Genomic DNA, 23,331 nt, shown 5'->3' with positions numbered 1-23,331 from the left:
GCGAGATTGTGTTGTTACTGGGATTCTATCCCTGTGGCGCGAACGCTTCAGGAGCGGGCACGCCAGTCCTTGACGGCTTTCGCCGCGCTGAGGGCCCGGTAGGTCGCCTTTTTGATCGGCATGTCCCATCCGCCGGGAACGTCTGTGAAGTGCGAGGCAAAGGCGCTCTTGTACTTGCCGACGCTGTAGAGCTCGGGGCAGCGCGGCGAGTGGGCACCCATAAGGTCGAATTCGCGCACGCCGTCGCGGGCGAGGAATTCGGCGGCCAGGAAGTCCAGGACCGGGGGCTGACGCAGGCGTCGGCCGCCCTCAGTGGAGGCGCCGTACTCTGCCTGCGCGCGGATTCCCTCGACGAGGCAGAAGTCCCAGCAGAGGATGTCGCCCTCGGCGTCACGCATCGAGAAGATACGCGCGTGCTTGGGGCCGAGGATCGTCAGGAGCGTGAGGTAGTAATCCTTGGGATGCGGGCGGAATCCGTCACGTTGGGCGGTCTCCTCCATGACGGCGTAGTACTCGTCGATGACCTCGGCCGCGTTCGCGGTGTCCTCGTGGAAGGTCACGCCCTGGGCCTTGCCCTTCTTCAGGCCCGAGCGGATGGAGCGCTTGCCGGCCTTGGGCATGGCGGCGAGGATTGCCTCCTCGGTCTTGCCGCTGGTGTCGATGACGACGGTACGGTCGTAGGAGATTGTCTGCAGCGGCATGCACAGATCGGGGTGCTGGTAGATGGCATGAAGGCGCACAAAGGCAACCGACTTGTCCTTCGCCTTGATCTCACGCAGGAGGTCGGCACGCAGAGCCGCTTCGCGCTCGGGGGTCGCTTCCTTCACCCACGCCGGTCCCCACTTGGCCCACAGGTAGTGGACGCCGCGCACGGAGTACTTATAGAGCGTGATGAACGCGATCTTCGCGTCATCCTCGCACCACGCGTAGCGGCCCCACACCCCGTGTCCCTGGGACTCCTCGAACGCCTCCCACACGCACGCCTGCTCGATGGGAAGTGAACGGTCCTGGAAGCCAGAGACCGCAGCGATCTTATCGTCCTTGGAAATGGGCACGAGTGCGGTTGTCGTCATGGTGTCCTCGTTGGTCGGAAATATCGGTCGCGTAGGGTGTCAGTCTATCAGGGCCTACTCCCCCGCCGACGAGGCCGGGGCAGCGCACGGAAGAGCCACGACGTCAGTAGGACGTCTCCGTGGGCTCCGGATAGTAGCGGGCAAACTTACGACGATGGTTCTGCTTCTGCAGCCAAACAGTGAGATTACGGCGCAGATCCTTCTCCGTCGGGTTCAGGAGCAGGTCGAAGCGGTGCCCCTCCCGGATGATGCGCTTGACACGCTTGCGCAGCTCGGGGTCCGTGATGTAGTGCAGGAGCAGGGAATCCGGGACGAGGGTGTACAGGATCTCGTCCTTCGCCTGGACCTGCTCGCATTCCTTCCCATCGATAAGGTCTGCGACCATGGGAATCATCGGATTCGCGCCGGCAGCGGCCATGTACCAGTTGTTACGGCCGATTCGAGGGTTGACCTCGAAGAAGAGGGCGCGCCCGTCGCGAGGGTCGATCTTCACGTCGAAGTTCGCGAATCCGCGATACCCGTTCTCGGTGAGCAGCGCGCATGCGTCGGCCCACAGCTGGGGGAAGTCTTCGGTGATCATGGCAACCGGGTTGCCGATCATTGTGGGGGCGTGATCCTCCAGTAGGACGCGGGCCGAACCGATGAGGGTGACCTTCCCACGCGAGTCGACATAAGCGGTGATCGATCGCATCGCCGTGTTGTCCCCGGGGATCAGCTCCTGGACCAGGAAAGTATCGCGGAAGCCTGCATCCTTCAGGGTCTTCCAGAGTTGCGCCAGCTCCTCCGGCGTATCAATGAACCAGATCTTGCGCTTGCCGTCGAAATCGAGAACGTCGTAGGGCTCGCCCTTTGCGGACTTGGCGACGACCGGGAAACTGAACGGAATGTCCGGGGCAACCCAGGCCTCGTCGTCAACGCCGGAAAAATCGACCGCGACCGTGCCCGGCGAGTCAATCCCCGCGCGCTCACACGCGCGCGCAAACTCTTCCTTATCAGTGAGTCGATCCATGACCTCTTCGGTCGGGAAAGGCACGGCGTAGTGCCTCGAAAGCGCCTCCATATTGCGGGCGACGAACGCGGAGAAGATGTCATGGTTCGCCATCAGGATAAGTTTCTTGTCCGCATGCTCACCGGCGATGCTCATCAGGACGTCGAGGAGCTGTGCATCGCTCGCGTGGGCGCTCACGTGTCGGACATCGAAAAAGTGTGACCGTGTGATCGACTCCGTGGGTTGGGACCCGACGCAGATGCATCGGCAACCGAATGCTTCGTTGAAACAGCGCCCGATTCCATACACGCCGAAGTCTCCGCCAATGATGACAGGCAGAATATCGTCGCGGGGCGACAGGGGGCGAGGCCGGGCCAGGTAGTCGATTGTCATGCCATAAGCCTAGCGCCTGGTAGGATACAGAACTATCCCTGAGACCTCTCTCACCTCTACGAAAGTTCGCTATGAGTTCGCCATTTTCGCAGCATAATCAACAGCCCTTCCAGCCTCAGCAGGGAGCAGGCGGATACCCCCATCAGGGAGGCTACCCTCAGGGAGGAAACCAGCAGGGAGGCTACCCTCAGGGAGGAAACCAGCAGGGAGGCTACCAGCAAGGTGCATATCAGCAGGGCGGATACTCCCAGCAGTCCCCTCAGGGCGGGTACGGCGCTTCCCCGTACGGCCAACCCGCCTACTCGGGCGGCCCGATGGGCCCGCAGCCTTCGGGTTCCAACAACGGGAAGATCTTTGCGATCATTGCCGGTTCTTTTGTCGCTGCCCTCGTCGTAGCGACAGTCATCTATCTTGTATTCGGATACAGCTCGTCGTCCTCTCAAGACGACCGTTCAGCAAGCCCCTCACCCACATCGTCAAGCTCTCCGTCATACGGATCGAAGCCCACGAGCCAGCCTTCCTCGTCGCCCACCTACGGCTCCAAGCCGTCACCGACGTCGGGATCTGGCACCGGTACGGGCTCCTCCAAGGGCTCGAAGGGGTCGAATGGCGGATCCGACCCCGATGTCGAATCGAGGATCATGTCCACCTGCGACAGCCAGATCAACGCGGCGATCAAGGGCGCGTCTATCACGGATCAGCAGATCACCTTGGTTTCCTCGACCTCCAGTAAGCAAACCTACGAGTACACGGGTCGCGTGACCGGCAGGAAAGCCTCAACCAACGAGGCCGTCAATGGCGACTTCAACTGCAAGGCAGACTATGACCCGGCGACGGGTTTGATCGAGACAACATTCCAGTAATCAACGAGCCTGTGCTGCAGCCTGTCCCGCTACTTCTTCGGTCTCCGGCCACGGGCGAGATCGGCCGCACTCACCAGACTTCTACCACTATCAACTTCAGGGAGTCCTCATGTCCAACCCGTACGACCCCAATCAGCAACCTCTTAACGGCGATAACAACGGCCAGTACTCTACTGAACAACAACCGACAGAACAGTTGCCAGCCGTTGACTACGGCCAACAACCGACCGAACAGTTGCCGGCAGTCAACTACGGCCAACAAGCAACCCAACAAATGCCGGCCGTAGGCGGGTACGGCCAACAAGCAACCCAACAAATGCCGGCAGCCAACTACGGCCAACAAGCAACCCAACAAATGCCGACCGCAGGCGGATATGGGCAGGCTCAGCCCGGCTACGCACAGCAGCAGGGTTATTATCCTCCGGGTCAGTTCCCGGCAAGCCCCTATGGCGGACAGCCGAAAAAGAAAGGGCCAAATACCGGCCTCATTATCGGTGCGATCGCCGCTGTCATCGTTGTGATACTCATTGCCGTCATTGCAATCATCGCACTGAACAGGGGGGATTCCTCTGACGACTCCTCGGCCTCGCCCAGCGCCTCGCCGACGACCTCGACCAGCACTACCCCGTCAGCTTCACCGTCCTCGACCTCTCAACCGTCGACGTCCTCCTCTTCAAAGCCGACACCGAGCCAATCCTCGCCTTCCTCCAGCGCCTCCTCCAAGCCGACGCCGTCTCAGAGCGCTAGCTCGTCAAGCACCGTGTCCGTTGACGAGGAATACGGCGTGAAATCTGAGTGCAAGAATGCGATGACACAGTTCGTTCAACAGGGCAAGCTGGAAAACTGGACCGTCGAACGCGACGGCGTGAATTCCAAGGGAGAGAAGCAATACATCTCCAAGGGCCAAATTAACGGCACACTGATCACCGGCGAGACGGGTATCTACAACTTCACATGCACGGCCGTCTACCACCAGGACTCCGGGCTGTACGAGGCCTGGTCGACCATCGAACACAAGTAAGCCTGGCAGCGAGCACAAGCGATGCTGTACCGTCCGGAACTGCTTCCTTCCGCACGCTACGAAGCACAAACGTGGTGGACAAACGCGGTTCTCTACCAGATCTATCCCCGTTCGTATCAGGACACGAACGGGGATGGAGTTGGTGACCTAGAGGGCGTCTATCAGCGGTTGGACTACCTGGCGGATCTCGGGATCGACATCGTGTGGATTTCCCCGATCTACCGTTCGCCGCAGGCCGACAACGGCTACGACATCTCGGACTACCGCGATATTGATCCGCTTTTCGGGGACCTCGCGGCCTTCGATCGTCTGGTCGCACGTGCCCATGAGCTCGGTATGCGCATTGTGATGGATCTCGTCGTCAACCACACGTCGATCGAGCACCCGTGGTTTCTTGAGTCTGCCTCGTCCGTTCATTCACCGCGCCGTGACTGGTATTACTGGCGTGACGCACGCCCTGGCACGGAGCCTGGAACGCCCGGTGCGGAGCCGAACAACTGGGAGTCGTTTTTCGGAGGATCAGCCTGGGAATTTGACCCGGATTCGGGACAGTATTATCTGCACCTTTTCGCCCGCGAGCAGGCGGATCTGAACTGGGAGAACCCACGGGTGCGCGAAGCCGTCTACGAGATGATGAACTGGTGGCTGGACCGTGGCGTTGATGGTTTCCGGGTCGACGCCATCGACGTCATTTCCAAGGTGCCGGAGCTCCCCGATGGTGGCCCGGCTCGCGCCCCATTCGGAGTCGGGCATGAGCTCTACGCAGATGGCCCTCGCCTGCACGAGTTCTTGCAGGAGATGAACGCGCGAACGTTCGCCCATCACCCGGGCACCTTCACGGTCGGCGAGGCCTCGAATGCATCTCCTGAGTCCGCGCTGCTGTTCTGCGCACCAGAGCGCGGTGAGTTCAACATGCTCATTCAGTTTGAACACATGAATCTGGGGCTCGAAGACGGGAAGTTCTCACCTCACCCCCTTCAGGAGGGCGAGCTCGCCGATGTCTTCACGCGTTGGCAGGAGACGCTCGGGGAACGCGGCTGGAACGCTCTGTATCTGGAGAACCATGATCAGCCACGTTCGGTCGCCCGGTTCGGTGATCCTGAGGCGTATTGGCGAGACTCTGCAACGGCCCTCGCGACCGCGTATTTCCTGCAGCGCGGAACGCCTTTCATCTATCAGGGTCAGGAAATCGGGATGCTCGGAGGTTCTTTCTCAGCACCCTCCGATTTCCGTGACGTTGAATCCCTCAACTATTTGGCTAGTTTCAGCGGCGACCACGTGCCTGCCGGTGTGGCGGCTATGTCGCGCGATAACGGGCGCACCCCCATGCAGTGGGACGACTCCCCCGCCGCCGGTTTCACTTCAGCCGATCCCTGGATTGACATCCCGCCGTCAGCTTCTTCCATTAACGTCGCAGCGCAGGTTCCAGATCCCACATCGGTACTGTCGTATTACAAGGCGCTGATCGATGCTCGCCATCGTATTCCGGCGCTGACCGACGGCACATTCGACCGCATTGACGTCGGTGATCCGGCGCTCTTCACGTACTGTCGCCGCACGTCACAAAGCGAGGTTCTCGTGATGGTGAACCTCTCGGGCACTGCACGTACGCCGCACTTCCCCTCCCCCGACGAGGCGTGGACGCCGTCACGCTGGGCACTGTATCTGGGCAATGTGGACGAGCCCCGTGCAGGTGGTTCTCCTGACGGGCAGAACGAGGAGGATTGTTCCCTCCCCCCATGCGCATCGATGAGACCGTGGGAGGCTCGCGTCTACGTGCGCACTACAGCCCCCTCATAATTGGAAAACATGGTAGGGGGCGCATCATTATCCACGCATATCCATGGGGTTGCGCCCGTAGCCCAGCGAATAGCCAGCCCGCGCTTGCCCTGCTATTTCACCACTCTCGCATCTACTCGGCACCCGACACATCACAACGGAAGATAAAGGTGGGCGGGACGAGCATTGCTCATCCCGCCCACCGATAGGCGCTCACGCGCGCCGAGTCCTCTTCGCGATCAGTGGCTGCGGCGCTTGGCGGCCACGAGGGACAGACCCGCGATGGCGACAATGCCAGCCAGGACGCCAAGGCCAGCCGCATCAGTACCGGTCTTCGCCAGCTGCGGGGCAGGCGACGGTGTAGCCGACGGCGTCGGAGCAGGGGTCGAGGGCGTGGCCGACGGGGTCGGCGTCGGAGCCAGAACGTTGGTGAGAGTCAGCGAGTAGACCTGGTCATCGCTCAGGGTGAAGGTAGCCTCACGATTGTCCGCCGAGAGGGTGACACCATCGGCGGTCTCGAAGACACGGCTCTCGCCATCGACCCAAGTGATATCAGCACCGGCGGGCAGGTCACCCTCAGAGACCGTGACGACAGTCCCCAGCGGCAGAGACGTCGGGTAGGTGTAGGTTTCGCCCGCCTTGAGGGTCGCCTCGAACGTCTTGTTCACCGAAGGATCAGCATCATTCTTCAGGGTAATTGAGAGAGTGTACTCGAGGTCCTTCGCGGACTCAGGAAGGTCACCCTCCACCTTCTTGGTCACCGAGAAGGTCTGGTGTGCGTACGCATCGGCGGACGCCCCGTAGCGCAGAACCTTCGTGATGGGTTCAGTAATCTTCACGCCCGCGACATTGAAGTTGACGGTATTCGAGAAGAGACCATTGATGTCACCAGCACGCTTCGCGCCCTGGACGTGACCGGGCAGGAGGATGATGGCGGACTGGTTCGCCGGGATCTCGGCGAGCGTCACAGTCACCTTGGTCGAGGTGCAGTCGACCTGCGCAGCGGCACCGAAAGCGCCGTGCGACGTATCGTTACCCTGGCTCAGACCGGCGGACGTCGTCGGATCGGTGACGAGGTAGGTGTGGTTCTTCGTGTACTCGTTCACGACATCGCAGTTGAAGTTCCAGTTGGAGCCCGCGGGGACCTCATCGACGATCGACGCGCCGGAGACAGCTGCATTGCCCGCAGGGAAGACGACACGCCACATAATGGCCTGGTTTTCGTCGCCATCCGAGTTCTCGGGAAGGGTCAGCCACCCATCCTTCTGGTAGCGCGCCACGCCGGGCGTACGGCGCAGCATGGTCAGCTCGCGCTCCACCTTCTTACCCAGCTTCACCGTGTAGGTCTCATCTCCGGGGCCCGTGTAGTTGGTGAGGCCGTTCGTAGAAACGTGGCCGTACCACTGCGCGGCAGACTCGACCTTCTCGTTGAAGACGACGGTCACCTTGCCGTCAGTGCCCCAGGTACCACAGCCGACGACAACACCGCTATTGGAGATAACCTCAAACTGGCGGGTAATGTTAGGGCGCAGGACGCTCTGACCCGTTGCGGAGTTCACGATCGACGCGTCGTAGGTGAAGTAGTCGCCCGCCTTCACGCGCCCCTCAGTCTGCCACGGGAGCTTGATGCCCAGGTCCCACCAGTCACCAACAGCGTGGGTCTCTCGACCGCTGTGGTCCACGAGCTGAGCGTTGTTCCAATCCAATGTGACCTTGTCGCTCACATCCGTGGTCGGCGTCGGGCAGCTCAAGGGAGCCGCGGACGCAGGGGCCTGGGCACCAACAAACTGCGCCAGACCAAAGAAACTCAGAACCAATGCGAAAGTCGCAAGAAGGACGCCGAAGTGACGGCGCTTCAGGGCAACCATAGAAAACTCCTGTCAACGGGATGAGCGACGGCGTCGCCGCATACCGGATCAGTCTATGCCAATCACCTGCAATACGGTCAAGAATGGAAATAACGCGTTCTGAAAACACCGGAAAAGGCCGGATCGACAAAAGCGATTCTCGCTAAGTTTTGGAGCTACTTTATAAACTGACAAAATTTGTTGTCCGGGCGTGTCGCCACCCCACAAACGGCAGTGACGAGCATCCGACAAACGAACCAACTGTTCAGTAAACAAACCGAACGGATAGCAGGAAACACTGAGCTCGAACCGATGCGCCACTAAGCCTCCCGACCATGCGGACAGTCGACGCTCATCCAGCGGGCCGACCGCGCCATCAGGAACCCCAACACGACAGAGGAGCGAGAATCGACAGCGCACGCCCACTACCCACACACGACAAAACTCCCACCGGAACGCGGGAGCCAGATAAACGAAAAACCGGATCGACAGATCCGGCTAACTGGTGGGCGATACTGGGATCGAACCAGTGACCTCTTCCGTGTGAAGGAAGCGCGCTACCCCTGCGCCAATCGCCCGAGGTGGGTACGGGATTCGAACCCGTGTATACGGCTTTGCAGGCCGCTGCCTCGCCTCTCGGCCAACCCACCACACCCAATGGGATCGAGTGGATTCCCGATTGAGAGCGGATGACGGGACTCGAACCCGCGACCCTCACCTTGGCAAGGTGATGCTCTACCAACTGAGCCACATCCGCGTGAACCGCATGTGCGGCCGGGCTAAAGCCCGCCGATCCTGTTACCAGGATGACCGTGGGCGATACTGGGATCGAACCAGTGACCTCTTCCGTGTCAGGGAAGCGCGCTCCCGCTGCGCCAATCGCCCGAGCGGATGACGGGACTCGAACCCGCGACCCTCACCTTGGCAAGGTGATGCTCTACCAACTGAGCCACATCCGCGTTTCTCAGAACGTCAACCGTTCTTCGCAACGGGTAAAACCTTAACAGACGATCCACCCAGAACGCAAAACCAAACAGCCGTTATCCAAGTCACATGATCATTTTTGCACGGTTTATCGCCCGTCTCGACATATTCGTGGGAGGCTTGACGGTATGGAAACGCGACCTGGCAAGGCCTACCCCCTGGGTGCCACCTTTGACGGAACCGGTACGAACTTCGCGATCTACTCCTCGGTTGCAACGTCTGTGACGCTGTGTCTCTTGGATGATGATCTCAATGAAATGCGCATCCCCATGACGGAGGTCGACGCCTACGTGTGGCACGTCTACGTGCCGCAGGTGCGGGCCGGACAGCGCTACGGATACCGCATTGACGGCCCGTGGGATCCTCACAACGGTCTACGATGCGACGCCTCGAAGCTCCTCCTTGATCCCTACGCAAAGGCTATCGAGGGACAGCTGACCGATTCACTCGACCTCCTGTCCTATCAGGCCGATGATCCTCTCACTCTCAAGGGTGGTGACTCCGCCGACGCTACGATGCATTCCGTCGTGGTCAACCCCTTCTTCGACTGGGAAGGCGACCATAGCCCCGGCCATGATTACTCTGAGTCGATCATCTACGAGGCCCACATCAAGGGCATGACGATGCGCCACCCGGAAGTCCCGGAGGAACTGCGCGGAACGTACGCCGGCATGGCACATCCAGCGATCATCGAGCACCTAAAGAAGCTGGGCATCACCACGGTCGAGCTCATGCCGATCCAGCAGTTCACGAACGACACAACCCTGCAGGCGAAGGGGCTGTCGAACTACTGGGGCTACAACACGATCGGTTATTTTGCCCCGCATTATGGCTACGCGGCGACGAACGAACCGGGCGCACAGGTCTCCGAGTTCAAGGCAATGGTCAAGGCCCTGCACGCAGCCGACATTGAGGTCATCCTTGACGTCGTCTACAACCACACGGCAGAGGGTAACCACATGGGGCCAACCCTCTCCTTCCGCGGCATCGACAATCCCTCCTACTACCGCCTCGTCGACGGAGACCGCCAGCACTACTTCGATACGACGGGCACGGGCAACTCGCTCCTTATGAGTTCCCCCCAGGTCCTGCAACTCATCATGGATTCGCTGCGCTATTGGGTCACGGAGATGCACGTCGATGGTTTCCGCTTCGACCTAGCCTCCACCCTGGCCCGACAGTTCGCTGAGGTCGACCGCCTATCCGCCTTCTTCGATCTGATCCATCAGGATCCCGTGGTCTCACAGGTCAAGTTGATCGCTGAGCCCTGGGACGTGGGCTCAGACGGCTACCAGGTGGGCGGCTTTCCTCCCCTCTGGTCCGAGTGGAATGGCAGGTACCGCGATACGGTGCGCGACTTCTGGCGCGGAGAGTTCTCCTCGCTGCCCGACTTCGCCTCGCGCCTCGCGGGGTCTTCGGACCTGTATGGCTCGACGGGCCGCAAGCCCATGGCATCCATCAACTTCGTGGTTGCGCACGATGGCTTCACACTGCGTGACCTCGTGTCCTACAACGAGAAGCACAATGAGGCGAACCTCGAAGGCGGCGCGGATGGCGCGAACGACAACCGTTCATGGAACTGCGGCGCAGAGGGCGACACAGACGACCCAGACATCATCGAGTTGCGCTACCGACAGCAGCGCAACTTCCTGACGACCCTCGTGTTCTCCCAGGGCGTGCCCATGATCGCCCATGGCGATGAACTCGGGCGCACCCAGCGCGGTAACAACAACGCGTACTGTCAGGACAATGAGATTTCGTGGATCAACTGGGATCTGGACGAGAACGATCACCAGTTGCTGCAATTTACCCGTCATCTCATCCACCTGCGCCGCGATCATCCGGTCATGCGTCGGCGTCGCTTCCTCGAAGGCCCGGCCCAGCGCGGTGGCGAGTCAGAGCTCGGTGAAATTGAGTGGTTCACCCCCGCCGGCACTCACATGACGGAAGAGGAATGGAACCAGCCGTGGGCGCGATCGACGATGGTGTTCTACAACGGCGATGCCATCCGCGAACCCGACGCGAACGGACGCCGGATCCTCGACGACGATTTCCTGCTTCTTCTGAACGCTGCTCCGGAGCCCGTCGATTTCACGCTCCCCGACACAAAGTACGGTCAAATCTGGCACACCGTCGTCGATACGGCGGGCGACGATGATCGCGCTGAGTATCACTCGGGCGACGTCGTGCACGTCAAGCCACGCACGTCGTTTATCCTGCGCAACCCGCGCGGGCTCTAGACGACCAATGCAGGCCGCCAACTTCCAGGTACGCGTACCGACTACTTATCGACCTGGGGGTTGGCGGCGCGTCTGGCCCAAAAGGCGTGTGGACACCCGTACGATTTGATTTGTGAATGAAAACGCGGTGCCCGAGGAGTTTATGCGGGCTCTGCTGTCCCTGCGACAGGCGGACCACCTGCCGCACATCCTCCTCGAGGAGGTCCCCCCACCTCGTCGTTTGGCCCCCTTTACGGCGGCGCTCGCGATGCGAACCACGGACGAGGACGAGGCCGGACAGCCCCTGTCGACTGGTCGTATGGTCATCCTGCACGACCCGGTGGAGCAGATCGGCTGGAACGGTACCTTCCGCATCGTCTCCCAGCTGCGCACCCAGATAGATGCTGAGATGATCGGCGACCCGATGCTGTCGGAGGGGATTTGGGGCTGGATGCTCGACTGCATGGAGAGCGCAGGGGCAGGATTCCACGACATGACGGGGACGGTGACGCGTGAAATCAGTGAGGCCTTCGGCGGTCTCGAGCTTCGCGGATCATCGCTATTCGTCGAGGTCCGCGCGTCATGGACGCCGTACAGTGAGTATCTTGGTGAGCATCTGTCCGGCTGGGCGGATGTGATGCGTCGGACGGCAGGGATCGTGCCTGCCCGTCATCTCGAAGGAGTCTGAGTGCTGGTCAACAATGGCGGCGGCTTGCCGCAGGGCGATACGGATAATCCGGAGCTTATCGCGCAGCCGCGTGGGGGTACCCCCTCGGTCATTGATACCCAGAAGGAACTTGAGGTGGCGGCCCGCGCGTTGAGCGCCGGTTCAACCCCGATCGCCGTGGATGTTGAGCGAGCGCAGGGGTTCCGCTATGGCGCAGACCCCTACCTTGTCCAGATTCGGCGTGAGGACGTCGGCACGTTCCTCATCGATACGCACGCACTACCGGACCTGTCTGTGCTTCAGAGAGGTGTGGAGGACGTGTGGCTCTTGCATGACTGCCTGCAGGATCTGCCGAATCTCCGCCAGGTTGGGCTCCGTCCCCCCGCTCTCTTTGACACTGAGATTGCCGCTCGCTTGATTGGCTTGGAGCGTTTCGGACTGGCGGCTGTCGCCGAGCAGATTCTCGGCCTGGGCCTCGTGAAGGATCATCAGGCATCGGATTGGTCGGTGCGTCCCCTGCCCAAGGAGTGGTTGCGCTATGCGGCCCTTGACGTCGAGTTGCTGACCGAGCTCTACTACCGGCTCTCAAAGAGGCTCGATGAGATGGGCCGTTGGGAGTGGGCACAGCAGGAGTTCACCCACGCCCTGGCGGTCACTCCTCCCGCCCCTAAGCCGGATCGTTGGCGTTCGGTACCCGGCGCGGGCAAGATTCGGTCGCGCCGCGGCCTCGCGGTCCTTAAGGCCCTGTGGGAGACACGCGAGTCGATCGCTCAGCGCATCGACCTGAGTCCGGGGCGCCTCGTGCGTAATGCAGCGCTCGTGCGCGCGGCGTCGAATCCTCCGCGTAACAGGCGGGCCCTCATGAGCATCAGCGAGTTCCGCTCCCCCGTCGCCCGCCAGTACGAGGACGAGTGGATGCGCGCGCTCGCCAGTGTGGCCGCCATGACGGAGGATGAACTTCCGCCGAAGCGCAAACCCGTTCAGCCGGGCTCTATCCCGGAGCCCCGTCATTGGAACCGAATCGACGAGGCCTCGGCCGCACGCCTGGGAACGGTGCGCAACGCAGTCGCGTCCGTAGCGTCGAGTCTCGGGCTGGCACCCGAGGTTGTGCTCGCTCCCCAGGTACAGCGATACCTTGCATGGGCGCCCCTCGACCCGTCGCGCCCGTCCGGCGACGAGGTCGAAGAGCGCATGGTCAATCGCGGTGCACGCGACTGGCAGATCGACCTGACGCTCGATCCGATTTGCGACGCGCTCGGCGTCTGACCAAGGACCCGTTACCGGGCGGAGATATGCTCGAGTAGCTCGCGCACGGCGCTCTCGATGCCGTCGGCGTCGTAGCCGAAGCGGGCAATCATCGCTGCACGATCACCGTGCTCGGGGAATCCCTGCGGGACGCCGAGGCATCGTACGGGCACGCGCGCCTCCGCCAACGCATCGCGCAGCGACCAACCGAAACCGCCCTGGACGATGCCATCTTCGACGCTCACGACACAGTCGTACTCCCCCGCCAGCGACACCAGATCGGGCGAGATCGGGATCATCCACTGCGGATCCGCGACGGTCACGCTCACACCGTCGGCGACCAGGCGGCGCGCGGCCTTGATCGCGTCGGGCGCACATGCCCCCGTACCGACGATGAGAACCCGATCGGATGAGGGATCCCCGGCCTCGTCGACAAGAATATCCACTCCCCCAACGGTGCGTAGCGCGGGCATAGGCTCTGGCAGAGAACCCTTACGGTATCGGATGACAGTGGGCGCATCGTCAACGTCGAGCGCCTCACGTACACGTGAGCGCAGACTGTCCTCATCGCGGGGCGCGGCCAGACGCAGGCCCGGAATCAGGGAACACATGGCAATATCCCACACGCCATTATGCGACGCGCCGTCCGCACCCGTGACGCCCGCGCGATCCAACACGAGCGTCACTCCCGCACGATGGAGAGCAACATCCATGAGGAGCTGGTCGAAGCCACGGTTCAGGAACGTCGCATAGAGCGCGACAACGGGATGCGCACCCTCGTAGGCCATGCCAGCTGCGGAGGCGACGGCCTCTGCCTCGGCGATGCCGACGTCGATCACGCGACCCGGGTAGGCCTCGTGCATCGGACCCAAACCGACCGGGCGCATCATCGCCGCGGTAATGCCGACGATGTCGTCGCGCCTCGCCGCCTGAGCACAAATCTCATCGGCGAACACTCCGGTCCAGCCAAAACGCTCAGGAGCGACGGGCAGGCCGGTCTCCGGGTGGATCGGTCCAACCGCGTGGAAGCGATCTGCGATATCTTCCTCTGCGGGAGTGTATCCGCGCCCCTTCTCCGTGATCATATGAACGAGGACGGGCTCGCCCAGCGAACGCGCCCGGCGAAGCGCAGTCTCCACCGCAGAAATGTCATGACCGTTGACGGGCCCAATGTATTTGAGACCGAGGTCTTCGAACATCACCTGGGGAATGAGCGCATCCTTGATGCCGGACTTCAGGCCGTGCAACGCGTCGTAGGCCGCGCGGCCGGGCGTGCCGTGACTGAGGAGATGCTGTTTTCCCCAGGCAAGCGCCTTCTCGTAACCCGCCGAGGTACGCAAAGCATCGAGGTGATCGGCGAGTCCACCGATCGTCGGCGCATACGAGCGCCCATTGTCGTTCACCACAATCACGATGCGACGATTCTTCGCCGTCGCGATGTTGTTGAGTGCCTCCCATGCGAGGCCGCCGGTCAACGCGCCATCGCCGATGACACCAACCGTCCACGTGCGGTTCCCCCGGCGGTGCTTTTCCCGCGAAATACCATCCACCCACGCGATCGACGCGGACGCGTGCGAAGACTCCACAACGTCATGCTCAGATTCGGCGCGCGACGGATAGCCCGACAACCCGCCCGGGCAGCGTAGCGATGAAAAATCCTGACGGCCCGTCAGGAGCTTGTGCACGTACGCCTGGTGACCCGTATCAAACACGATCGTGTCCTGCGGGGATCGGAACACCCTGTGCAAACCGATCGTTAGCTCGACGACACCCAGGTTGGGGCCAAGGTGCCCGCCCGTGCGCGACACGTTGTCGATGAGGAACGCGCGAATTTCCGCCGCCAAATCGTCCAGCTGCGCGCGTTCCAGGCGACGCAGCTCACGCGGTGCGCTGCAGCGCGACAGCAGGTCGCGCGACTCTCGTGTTCCAGACATAGCAACCAGTGTAGTTGCCGAAGCGTCTCACCTACAGATCAAAGTGCATGTCAGCAGCCTTCGACCCGCGCAGGCGACAAGCACGCGCACTAAGATAGACACTGTTGGCTCGCCGTACCGCTCAAGGAGGCACTATGTCCGTCACCGTCGCACCCCACGGCCTGTGGGAGTCCCCCATCTCGGGCGATTCCTTCACCGCCCGTTCGGTCACGCTTTCCCAGGTTCGTGTCGACGGACCCGATACCTACTGGGTTGAAGGACATCCACTCCAGGGCGGTCGCGGCACGTTGCTGCGCCGTCGTGCAACGGGCGAGACGGGTGAGGTTCTGCCCCTGATCGATGGTTCTCGCCTGCCCGACGTCGGCACACGCGTGCACGAGTACGGCGGTAAGGCGTATGCCGTTCACCATGGCGTCATTGTCTTCTCCGATCAGACCGATGGCCGCGTGTACGCCTTTGATACGGCCGATCCGCGCCGCGTCGTGCGCCCGCTCACGACCCTGTCGAAGGTCCGTTACGGCGACTTCTGGATCGCCGACGTGCGCGAACTCGTGTACGCAGTCGCCGAGGACCACTCAGCTCCGGGCGAACCCGTGAACAAGATCGTCGCCATTCCGCTCGATGGTTCCGCCGCCCGTAATGACAGCGCAATCATCACGGTGTTCGAGGGCACCGACTTCGCGCAGGCTCCCACGGTGTCCCCGGACGGCACGAAGATCGCCTGGATCACCTGGAACCACCCGAACATGCCGTGGACGTATTCCCAGCTGCGCGTCGCCTCCCTCACCTTCGAGGGCACCATCGACCAGGAGGTTATCCTGGTGGATCGCTCTGACGTGTGTGTCTACGAGCCGCGCTGGACCCTTGACGGTGACCTGATCCACGTCGACGATTCCTCCGGTTGGGCAAACCTCTACCGCACCCAGGGCTTCGTGTGGAAGGAAGGCGAGGACGCAAACGCGTGGACCTCCAGGCTGCGCACCCGTGCACTGCACCCCGGACACTGCGCGTTCTCGCACCCGCACTGGCAGCTCGGCCTACACTCCTACGACAACTACGACAACGACTACCTCGTGTGTTCGTGGACCGAGGAGCAGGTGTGGCACATCGGAACCGTTCGTATCGACAATGGCATGGCCGAGGAGTGGGCGACCGGCTGGTGGCCCATCGGCAACGTGGCAGCCGCTGACGGCCGTGTCGTTTTCCTTGCTGACTCCGCGACCCACACGCCGGCCATCATCGAAGTGTCGCGCGGCAAGACCAAGGTGCTTCGTCCGTCGTCGGAGGCCGAGGTCCCGACAGCGCTCGTCTCCACGGCCGAGATGCTGACGTGGAAGACCTCGGATGGCGAGGAGGCCCACGGCTTCTACTACGCGCCCGTGAACCCCGATTTCACCGCGCCTGAGGGCGAGCTTCCGCCCCTCATTGTGAACGTGCACGGCGGCCCGACCGAGGCAGCACGACCCGGCCTGCAGGTACCGTTCCAGTACTGGACCAGCCGCGGCTTCGCTGTTCTAGACGTGAATTTCCGCGGTTCGACCTCCTTCGGGCGTCCCTACCGTCAGCGTCTCAACGGCCACTGGGGCGTCATGGACGTTCAGGACTGCATCGACGGTGCCCAGTACCTCGTTGATCTGGGGCGCGTCGATCCCAAGCGGATCGCGATCCGCGGCCGTTCCTCCGGTGGCTTCACCGTACTCAACGCGCTGGCGTCCTCCGACGTGTTCACCGCTGGCGCGTCTTTCTCGGGCATCGCGGACCTGGCGAAGCTGGCCGAAACCAGCCACAAGTTTGAGTCGCACTACGACGACATTCTGCTCGGTACAGACGATAGGTCGGATCCGGTGTGGGCGCAGCGCTCGCCGATCAACCGAGTGTCTCACATCAAGGCACCCCTCATGCTCCTGCAGGGCACCGCAGACCCAGTGGTCCCCGCCTCGCAGGCCCAGGAAATGTACGACGCGCTGCGGGCGAACGGCAATGCTGTTGCCCTCAAGCTGTATCAGGGTGAGGGGCACCGCTTCCGCTCGGCCATCAACATCAAGGATGCATGGCAGTCGGAGCTGTCCTTCTACCGGACCATCTGGGGCATCGCCACTGACGCCCCCATTCACGTGGAGATCGCAAACCTGTGATACATACAGCACAGTCCCCGCAGTCAGAGGAACCGGCTGCGGGGACTCGCTTACGCGTCGGCCATACGGTCGCCGCGCATCGTTCCCTGCTCGGCGTCGCCGCTGCACTCGTTGGCGGCGTCGTCGGCGCGGCAGCCGTCCTGTTTAACCTAGCGATTCGCGCATGGACCTGGGTGTCGACAGGTTTCGACGAGTACACGACCCACATCGGCCAGTCGCACGGCGTCTGGGGGTGGGCACCGTGGCTCTTTCTTCTCCTCTCCCCCGCTATCGCTGGTCTCCTCTACGGACCGCTGATCCAGCGCTTCGCGCCTTCCGCGAAGGGCCACGGCATCCCCGAGGTGATGCTCGCTGTGCGTCGTAAGGGTGGGCGCATCCCGGGACGCGTTGCGATCGTGAAGATCCTTGCGTCGGCACTGACTATCGGCTCGGGTGGGTCCGCCGGCCGCGAGGGCCCAATCGTTCAGGTCGGAGCGTCGCTGGGTTCCACTATTGCCTCGTGGCTGCATATGCCCGTCTCCCGCGTGGTGTTGCTGGCCTCGTGCGGGTCGGCGGCCGGCATCGCGGCCACGTTCCATGCGCCTCTCGCGGGTGCCGTCTTCGCTCTTGAGGTTATTCTCGTCGAATTCACGGCCGAGACCTTTGGTTTCGTCGTCCTCTCAGCCGTCACGTCGTCGGTGGTTGCGCGTCTCCTCCAGGGCGACGAGATGGTCGTGCGCGTCGCCGACAACCTGACGTTCGCGTCGATGTCGGACATGTGGTGGGTTGCTGTTCTCGGTCTCATCGCTGGCCTGTGCGGCTTGGGTTTCTCGAAGCTCCTGTATGCCTCAGAGGACGCGATTGACTGGGTGTGGGCACGCACGCATCTACCCGAGTGGGCGCGTCCGGGTGTCCTCGGTCTCGCCCTCGGCGTGGCTCTCGTGGCGTTCCCGTACATGTACGGTTCGGGATATCCGCTGGAGGAGGAGGCGATCGCCGGAAACTTCTCGATCGCATTTCTTCTTGCCCTCATGCTGGGGCGCGCCGTCTACACGTCGTTCACGATCGGTATGGGTGGTTCGGGCGGCGTCTTTGCCCCTACGCTCTTCATCGGTGCCATGGCTGGTGCGGCCTTCGGGAACATCGTCTCTCCGCTCTCGGATTCTCCCGTTGGTGTTTTTGCCGTGGTCGGCATGGGTGCCGCTTTCGCGGGCGCCGCACGTGCCCCCATGACGGCCGTGCTCATCATCGTGGAGATGACCGGTCAGTTCTCGCTCATCCTGCCGATGATGCTCGCGGTCGTGATCGCGACGGGCGCGTCGCGTTTCCTCACGCGCGCGACGATCTACACGGAGAAGCTGCGCCGCCGCGGTGACGTGCTTGACGACCCGGTCGAGGGCACTCTGCTGGGTACCCGCGCGGCGTCCGAGTGGATGCTGGAGGCCCCCGAGACGCTGGTTTCGACAACGAGTGCGGCATCCGCGATCGCCGCCCTGCGCCGCACGAGGGAGACGGTCCTGCCCGTCGTATCCGACAAAGGGCGTTTCGTCGGCCTCGTGTCCTCGCTGCGCCTGGCTGAGATGACGCAGAAGGATGGTTCTCTGGATGCTCCCCTGGCAGATTTGCCTCTCATCGACGAGGCCGTGGCTGCCTCCGCTCCTCCGTCCGAGGTTCTCGGGGCGCTGCGGCGTACCGGCTTGCAGGCTCTGCCGGTCGTGGACGTTGATCGACGTGTCGTTGGCTGGGTGTCCGAGCGCGATCTGGTGGATCGCATGTACCGCGATCAGCGCCGTGCTATTGAGGCGCGCACGCAGACGTCGTGGGGCTCGCGCATGCTTGAGCGCAGGAAGAACAACTAGCGGCGAGAACCCGATACCTGCCGATCACACAGTGCGACACAGCTCAGCCGGACTGCGCACAAAATCCGCATGCAATTCCCACAACGGCGGTGTCAGTTCATATCAGACTGATGCGGTTAGTAAGGGAATTGCATGCGGAATTGTAGAGAAAAGTAGCTGTCGTCAGCGGCTCAGGACCGACACCATCTCCACGTGGTGGGTGTGCGGGAAGAGGTCCCACGCCTGCAGTGATTCGAGCTCGTATCCGGCCTCGGTGAGGGTGCGCAGGTCGCGTGCGCCCGCTGCCGGGTCGCAGGACACCAGGACGACGCGAGGAGCACCCGTGGCAGCGATCGCCTCGCACACCTCGGCACCGGCGCCGGCACGCGGCGGGTCCGCCACGACCACGTCGGGCACAGCGCCGAGCTGGCCGGACAGATCGACGACACCCTCGCGATCCACGTTTCCGGCGAACGCATCCACCCAATCGAAGGCTGCAAGGTTTTCGCCCGCGTCACGCACGGCGGCCTCGTCACCCTCGAGCGTCACGACGCGCCCGGTCTCGCCGACGGCGCGCGTAAGCGGCACGGAGAATAGGCCGGCACCCGAGTATAGCTCCATGACCGCACGGCCAGCCCCGGCCTCGTCCGATCCGAACGCAGCAGCAAGCACAGCGTTGGCGAGCACCTCGGCGCCGCGCACGTGGGTCTGCCAAAAACCGGAGGGACGCACGTCATACGACTCGACGCCGCAGCCGACGGGCACGTTCCAACGCAAGACGTCGGCGTCAATACGCTCGCCGTCCGCGGCGTAGGTGTCATCGCCGATCAGGACGACGGGATCACCACCGGACGGGGCGACAGCGCGCACCCGATCCCCCGGCTTCCACAGTCGACGCCACGGAGAATCCGCGTCGAACAGGCCGAGCTCACGGATCCCTGGAACAGCCAGCGGCATATCATCGAGTGCGATCACCCGGCGGCCGCGGAACTCGTGCATGCCTGCGCGACCATCCGCATCGATGACGACGTCGATGCGCGAGCGGCGACCGGTCAACGGATCGTGCGGCTCCTCGTCGCCAGGCGCAGGTGCGACGTACACTCCCCCGAGGGCATCCACGGCCTCGGCCAGGGCCTCGCCACCCACCCGACGCAGCTGCCCGGCGATCACGCGAGACTTCCACTCACGCTGCGCGGCCGGGGTCAGATGACCGAGCTCCCCACCACCGACACCGCCCGGTCCGGCCTGTGGCCACACGGACTCCACGCGATCAGGCGAGGGCTCCAGAATCTCCACAGCGTCCGCCCACGCGAGCTTGTTCTGAACGGCGGTGACCCTTGCACGGACCACCTCACCGGGTGCCGCGTGGCGCACGAAGACGACGCGCCCGCTCTCGTCGCGGGCGACGCACGCCCCACCGTGTGCGGGTTCGCCGACGGTGAGCTGGAGGATCTCACCAATCCCCTCGCGCGCACGCGCAGAAGCGTGACGACGACGCGGGGAGGGACGGCGACGGGACGAACGGGGGCTCATGCACTCTCCTCAGGGGTGGCGTCCCCGCTGGCCGTGCCGGGCTGTTCAGTACGGGCATTCGACTCACTCGGCGCCGATGCCCCGACGCGCAAGAACGGGTCGTTGACACGCTGGCGGCCCTCGACGATATCGTCCTCGCCGAGCTGCCACGGCACGATCGTAATAACGACACCCGGAACGGTCAGCAGCGCGGCACGCAGGCGCAGCGCCGACTGGTTGTGGACGAAGTTTTCCCACCAGTGGGTCACGAGGAACTGGGGCATGTAGACGACGAGCATCTCCGTGGGCATCGCGCGTCGGCGGCCGCGCACGTACTGCAGGATCACCGATGAGATGTCACGGTAGGGCGCAGACAGCAAGGTCAACGGAACGGGAACGCCGGAAGCCTTCCACTGGCGCAGAATCTTGTTTTCCTCCTCGTCATCCGCGACGACGGAGACGAGCTCGATCGACGTCGGCGAGGACGCGCGAGCCGCCGCGATCGCTCGCATAGCGGGGCGCGACAGGGAGGACACGAGGACGAGGGCACGCACGCGGGTCGGCAGGGCGCGGCGCGCGTTCCAGTCGTCCACGCGCAGCTGCGTGCGTACGGTTTCATAGTGGTGGTGAATTGAAATCTGGACGCCAAACGCGACCGCTATCATGAGCAGAGTAATCCACGCGCCGTGCGTGAACTTCGTGGCCAACACGATGAGCAGCACGATGCCGGTCATCATAAAGCCGACAATGTTAACAGCGCGCGAGCGCAGGACGGCCATGCGCGCCTGGCCGGACTGGCGAGAACGCAGCTGCCTGTTCCAGTGCTTGATCATGCCCAGCTGCGAGAGCGTGAAGGAAATGAAGACACCAACGACGTAGAGCTGGATGAGGCGCGTCGTCTGTGCCTGGAAACCAACGATGAGTGCGACTGCCGCAACGGTGAGAACCACGATGCCGTTCGAATAGGACAGGCGGTCGCCACGGCGCACCATCTGGTGAGGCAGGAACGAGTCGCGAGACAGGACCGAGGCCAGCGTCGGGAATCCGTTGAACGCCGTGTTACCGGCGAGAACCAGGATGAAGCCGGTGACGACGGTGATCAGAATGAACAGGATCGACCCTTGTCCGAACACGGCCGACGCAATCTGAGAGATCGCCGGTTCGATCGGCGTTTTCTCCGGGACGGGCGCGCCCTGATAGGTCAGCTGGCTCGCCGCGTCGTCAACGATTTTCACGCCGGTCGCACGGGCCAGCACGAGGATCGAGAGCATCATCGAAGCCGCGATGAGGCCGAGCATCGCCAGCGTGGTGGCCGCGTTGCGCGACTTGGGGCGGCGGAACATCGGCACGCCGTTAGAGATCGCCTCGACGCCGGTGAGGGCCGCGCAACCCGACGAGAAGGCGCGCATGAGGAGGAAAGCGCCCGCGAGTCCGGCGAGGCCGTCCGCGTGAGCGGGGGCAGCAACGAGGTCGTAGGCGGCCGTCGGAGCCGCGCCCAGATGCCCGGTTGCCATCTTCGCGAAACCGACGACGACCATGAGGCCGATCGCGCCCATGTACAGGTAGGTGGGCACGGCAAACGCGCCACCGGCCTCGCGTGTACCGCGCAGGTTCAGAGTCGCCAGAATAATGACGAGCGCCACCGCGATGGGAACCTCGTGGCCGAGGAGAGCGGGGACTGCCGTCGTGATGTAGTTGGCGCCCGACGAAATCGAGACCGCAACGGTGAGGATGTAGTCGACCAACAAGGCCGAGGCGACGAGTAGCCCCCACGACCGACCCAAGTTCGTGGTCACAACCTCGTAGTCGCCGCCACCTGAGGGGTAGGCGTGAACCGTCTGGCGGTAGGACGCGACCACGACAGCCAACACAAGAGCAACAACAACGCCCACCCAGACCGACTGAAGGGCGGCCATGGATCCGGCGAGCGCAAGCGTCAGGAGGACTTCATCGGGCGCGTAGGCGACCGACGAGAGCGCATCCGACGCGAAGATCGGCAGAGCGATACGTTTGGGGAGAAGCTGGTGGCCCATCGCGTCCGATCGCATCGGGCGTCCGATGAGCACGCGCTTTGCGTAGGCCAACAAGTTCGTCACGAAAAGCAAGCGTAGTCCACCTTGCCTGGCTGTGAGAACGTCGAAACGTCACGCATGGCTATTACGCCGGGACCGGAGTAGTTTGGTAGTCGTGCACTTTGTGATCATGGGTTGCGGGCGCGTCGGTGCCCGCCTTGCATCGACGTTGGACGCTGCGGGTCATTCCGTGGCGGTTATTGACCAGGATTCCAAGGCTTTCTCTCGCCTGTCACCGGACTTTTCCGGCCGTCGCGTGACGGGCGTGGGCATGGACCGTGACTGCCTGCGTCAAGCGAACATCAAGGAGGCGTACGCGTTTGCGGCAGTCTCATCGGGTGATAACTCGAACATTATTGCCGCGCGCGTCGCTCGTGAGGTTTTTCACGTTGAACACGTGGTTGCGCGCATCTATGACCCGACTCGCGCCTACCTGTATGAGCGCCTCGGCATTCCGACTGTTGCGTCTGTCCAGCGCACCGCGGACTCGGTCTTGCGTCGCCTGCTGCCGCCGGATGCCTCACTGATCTGGTCGCATCCGACCGGTGAGGTCGCTCTCGTCAACGCAACGCCCTCGGCGCCCTGGTATGGCCTGAGCTTCCAGCTCGTCGAGGAACTGACGGGATGTCGAATCGCGTTTACCTCGCGCCTGGGGTCGATTCGTACGGCGTCGCCTGACCTGGTCGTTCAGGAGCACGACCAACTGTACTTTGCGATCAATGGGACAGATACGGCCACGCTGCGCAATCAGCTGGCGAGCGCGCCCAAGACGGAGGAGTGAG

15 protein-coding genes and 5 tRNA genes are annotated in these 23,331 nt (G+C 62.9%); 9 read left to right on the top strand and 11 right to left on the bottom strand.

Annotated elements, in window-relative coordinates; translation table 11 throughout:
• Window positions 1-47 precede the first annotated feature (47 nt).
• Both O3656_RS03965 and O3656_RS03960 read right to left on the bottom strand, forming a co-directional pair.
• Window positions 48-1,073, bottom strand: coding sequence for a lipid II:glycine glycyltransferase FemX (locus O3656_RS03965; protein ID WP_500062719.1), 1,026 nt, complete (start codon window positions 1,071-1,073; stop codon window positions 48-50).
• 103 nt (window positions 1,074-1,176) lie between these two features.
• Window positions 1,177-2,454 carry a carboxylate--amine ligase gene (locus tag O3656_RS03960; RefSeq protein WP_500062718.1) on the bottom strand — a complete coding sequence of 426 codons (1,278 nt, stop codon included), beginning with the start codon at window positions 2,452-2,454 and terminating at the stop codon, window positions 1,177-1,179.
• 71 nt (window positions 2,455-2,525) lie between these two features.
• On the opposite strand from O3656_RS03960, the gene O3656_RS03955 reads away from it, so the two are divergent.
• The 3 genes from O3656_RS03955 to O3656_RS03945 all read left to right on the top strand — a co-directional run bounded on the left by O3656_RS03955 (window position 2,526) and on the right by O3656_RS03945 (window position 6,138).
• Window positions 2,526-3,317, top strand: a complete 792-nt coding sequence (locus O3656_RS03955) for a hypothetical protein (protein WP_500062717.1) — start codon at window positions 2,526-2,528, stop codon at window positions 3,315-3,317.
• A gap of 109 nt (window positions 3,318-3,426) precedes the next feature.
• Complete coding sequence (locus tag O3656_RS03950; protein WP_500062716.1) at window positions 3,427-4,338, top strand: adventurous gliding motility protein AgmX; 912 nt, start codon at window positions 3,427-3,429, stop codon at window positions 4,336-4,338.
• Between the two features lie 21 nt (window positions 4,339-4,359).
• Window positions 4,360-6,138 (top strand): alpha-glucosidase, encoded by a 1,779-nt coding sequence (locus O3656_RS03945; protein WP_500062715.1) that lies wholly within the window; start codon window positions 4,360-4,362, stop codon window positions 6,136-6,138.
• Between the two features lie 218 nt (window positions 6,139-6,356).
• Here O3656_RS03945 and O3656_RS03940 read toward each other — a convergent pair whose 3' ends face one another.
• From O3656_RS03940 to O3656_RS03915, 6 genes are all read right to left on the bottom strand, one after another.
• Entirely contained in the window at window positions 6,357-7,985 is a 1,629-nt protein-coding gene (locus O3656_RS03940) for a DUF5979 domain-containing protein (RefSeq protein ID WP_500062714.1), read from the bottom strand.
• Window positions 7,986-8,467: 482 nt separating this feature from the next.
• Window positions 8,468-8,542, bottom strand: a tRNA-Val gene (locus O3656_RS03935).
• 1 nt (window position 8,543) lies between these two features.
• Window positions 8,544-8,614 (bottom strand) — tRNA-Cys (locus O3656_RS03930).
• Between the two features lie 34 nt (window positions 8,615-8,648).
• A tRNA-Gly gene (locus O3656_RS03925) sits at window positions 8,649-8,721 on the bottom strand.
• Window positions 8,722-8,777: 56 nt separating this feature from the next.
• A tRNA-Val gene (locus O3656_RS03920) sits at window positions 8,778-8,849 on the bottom strand.
• 1 nt (window position 8,850) lies between these two features.
• A tRNA-Gly gene (locus O3656_RS03915) sits at window positions 8,851-8,923 on the bottom strand.
• Between the two features lie 153 nt (window positions 8,924-9,076).
• Between O3656_RS03915 and glgX the strand changes: the two genes are divergently transcribed.
• From glgX to O3656_RS03900, 3 genes are all read left to right on the top strand, one after another.
• Window positions 9,077-11,188: a glycogen debranching protein GlgX gene (glgX, locus tag O3656_RS03910; RefSeq protein WP_500062713.1), complete on the top strand. Its 2,112-nt coding sequence runs from the start codon at window positions 9,077-9,079 to the stop codon at window positions 11,186-11,188.
• Window positions 11,189-11,330: 142 nt separating this feature from the next.
• Complete coding sequence (locus O3656_RS03905; RefSeq protein ID WP_500062741.1) at window positions 11,331-11,855, top strand: DUF3000 family protein; 525 nt, start codon at window positions 11,331-11,333, stop codon at window positions 11,853-11,855.
• On the top strand, window positions 11,856-13,100 hold the full coding sequence (locus O3656_RS03900; RefSeq protein ID WP_500062712.1) for an HRDC domain-containing protein: 1,245 nt from the start codon (window positions 11,856-11,858) through the stop codon (window positions 13,098-13,100).
• 11 nt (window positions 13,101-13,111) lie between these two features.
• Here O3656_RS03900 and dxs read toward each other — a convergent pair whose 3' ends face one another.
• The gene (dxs, locus tag O3656_RS03895) at window positions 13,112-15,013 is read right to left on the bottom strand and encodes a 1-deoxy-D-xylulose-5-phosphate synthase (RefSeq protein ID WP_500062711.1); all 1,902 of its coding nucleotides are present in this window, start codon (window positions 15,011-15,013) and stop codon (window positions 13,112-13,114) included.
• A gap of 134 nt (window positions 15,014-15,147) precedes the next feature.
• Between dxs and O3656_RS03890 the strand changes: the two genes are divergently transcribed.
• Both O3656_RS03890 and O3656_RS03885 read left to right on the top strand, forming a co-directional pair.
• The gene (locus O3656_RS03890) at window positions 15,148-17,148 is read left to right on the top strand and encodes an alpha/beta hydrolase family protein (protein ID WP_500062710.1); all 2,001 of its coding nucleotides are present in this window, start codon (window positions 15,148-15,150) and stop codon (window positions 17,146-17,148) included.
• Window positions 17,145-18,986 carry a chloride channel protein gene (locus tag O3656_RS03885; protein WP_500062709.1) on the top strand — a complete coding sequence of 614 codons (1,842 nt, stop codon included), beginning with the start codon at window positions 17,145-17,147 and terminating at the stop codon, window positions 18,984-18,986. The genes O3656_RS03890 and O3656_RS03885 overlap by 4 nt, the downstream gene beginning before the upstream one ends.
• 162 nt (window positions 18,987-19,148) lie before the next feature.
• Here O3656_RS03885 and O3656_RS03880 read toward each other — a convergent pair whose 3' ends face one another.
• Both O3656_RS03880 and O3656_RS03875 read right to left on the bottom strand, forming a co-directional pair.
• The gene (locus tag O3656_RS03880; RefSeq protein ID WP_500062708.1) at window positions 19,149-20,498 is read right to left on the bottom strand and encodes a class I SAM-dependent RNA methyltransferase; all 1,350 of its coding nucleotides are present in this window, start codon (window positions 20,496-20,498) and stop codon (window positions 19,149-19,151) included.
• A complete protein-coding gene (locus tag O3656_RS03875; protein WP_500062707.1) occupies window positions 20,495-22,573 on the bottom strand; it encodes an APC family permease in 2,079 nt (692 codons plus the stop codon). The genes O3656_RS03880 and O3656_RS03875 overlap by 4 nt, the downstream gene beginning before the upstream one ends.
• 106 nt (window positions 22,574-22,679) lie before the next feature.
• Between O3656_RS03875 and O3656_RS03870 the strand changes: the two genes are divergently transcribed.
• Window positions 22,680-23,330, top strand: coding sequence for a potassium channel family protein (locus O3656_RS03870; RefSeq protein ID WP_500062740.1), 651 nt, complete (start codon window positions 22,680-22,682; stop codon window positions 23,328-23,330).
• Window position 23,331: the final 1 nt, after the last annotated feature.

Origin of the sequence: Pauljensenia sp. 27098_8_83, assembly GCF_041432695.1 — a bacterium.
In the GTDB taxonomy this organism is placed as follows: Bacteria; Actinomycetota; Actinomycetes; order Actinomycetales; family Actinomycetaceae; genus Pauljensenia.
Note: the sequence above shows the minus strand (reverse complement) of the source record. Positions and strands in the feature narration are given on the sequence as shown.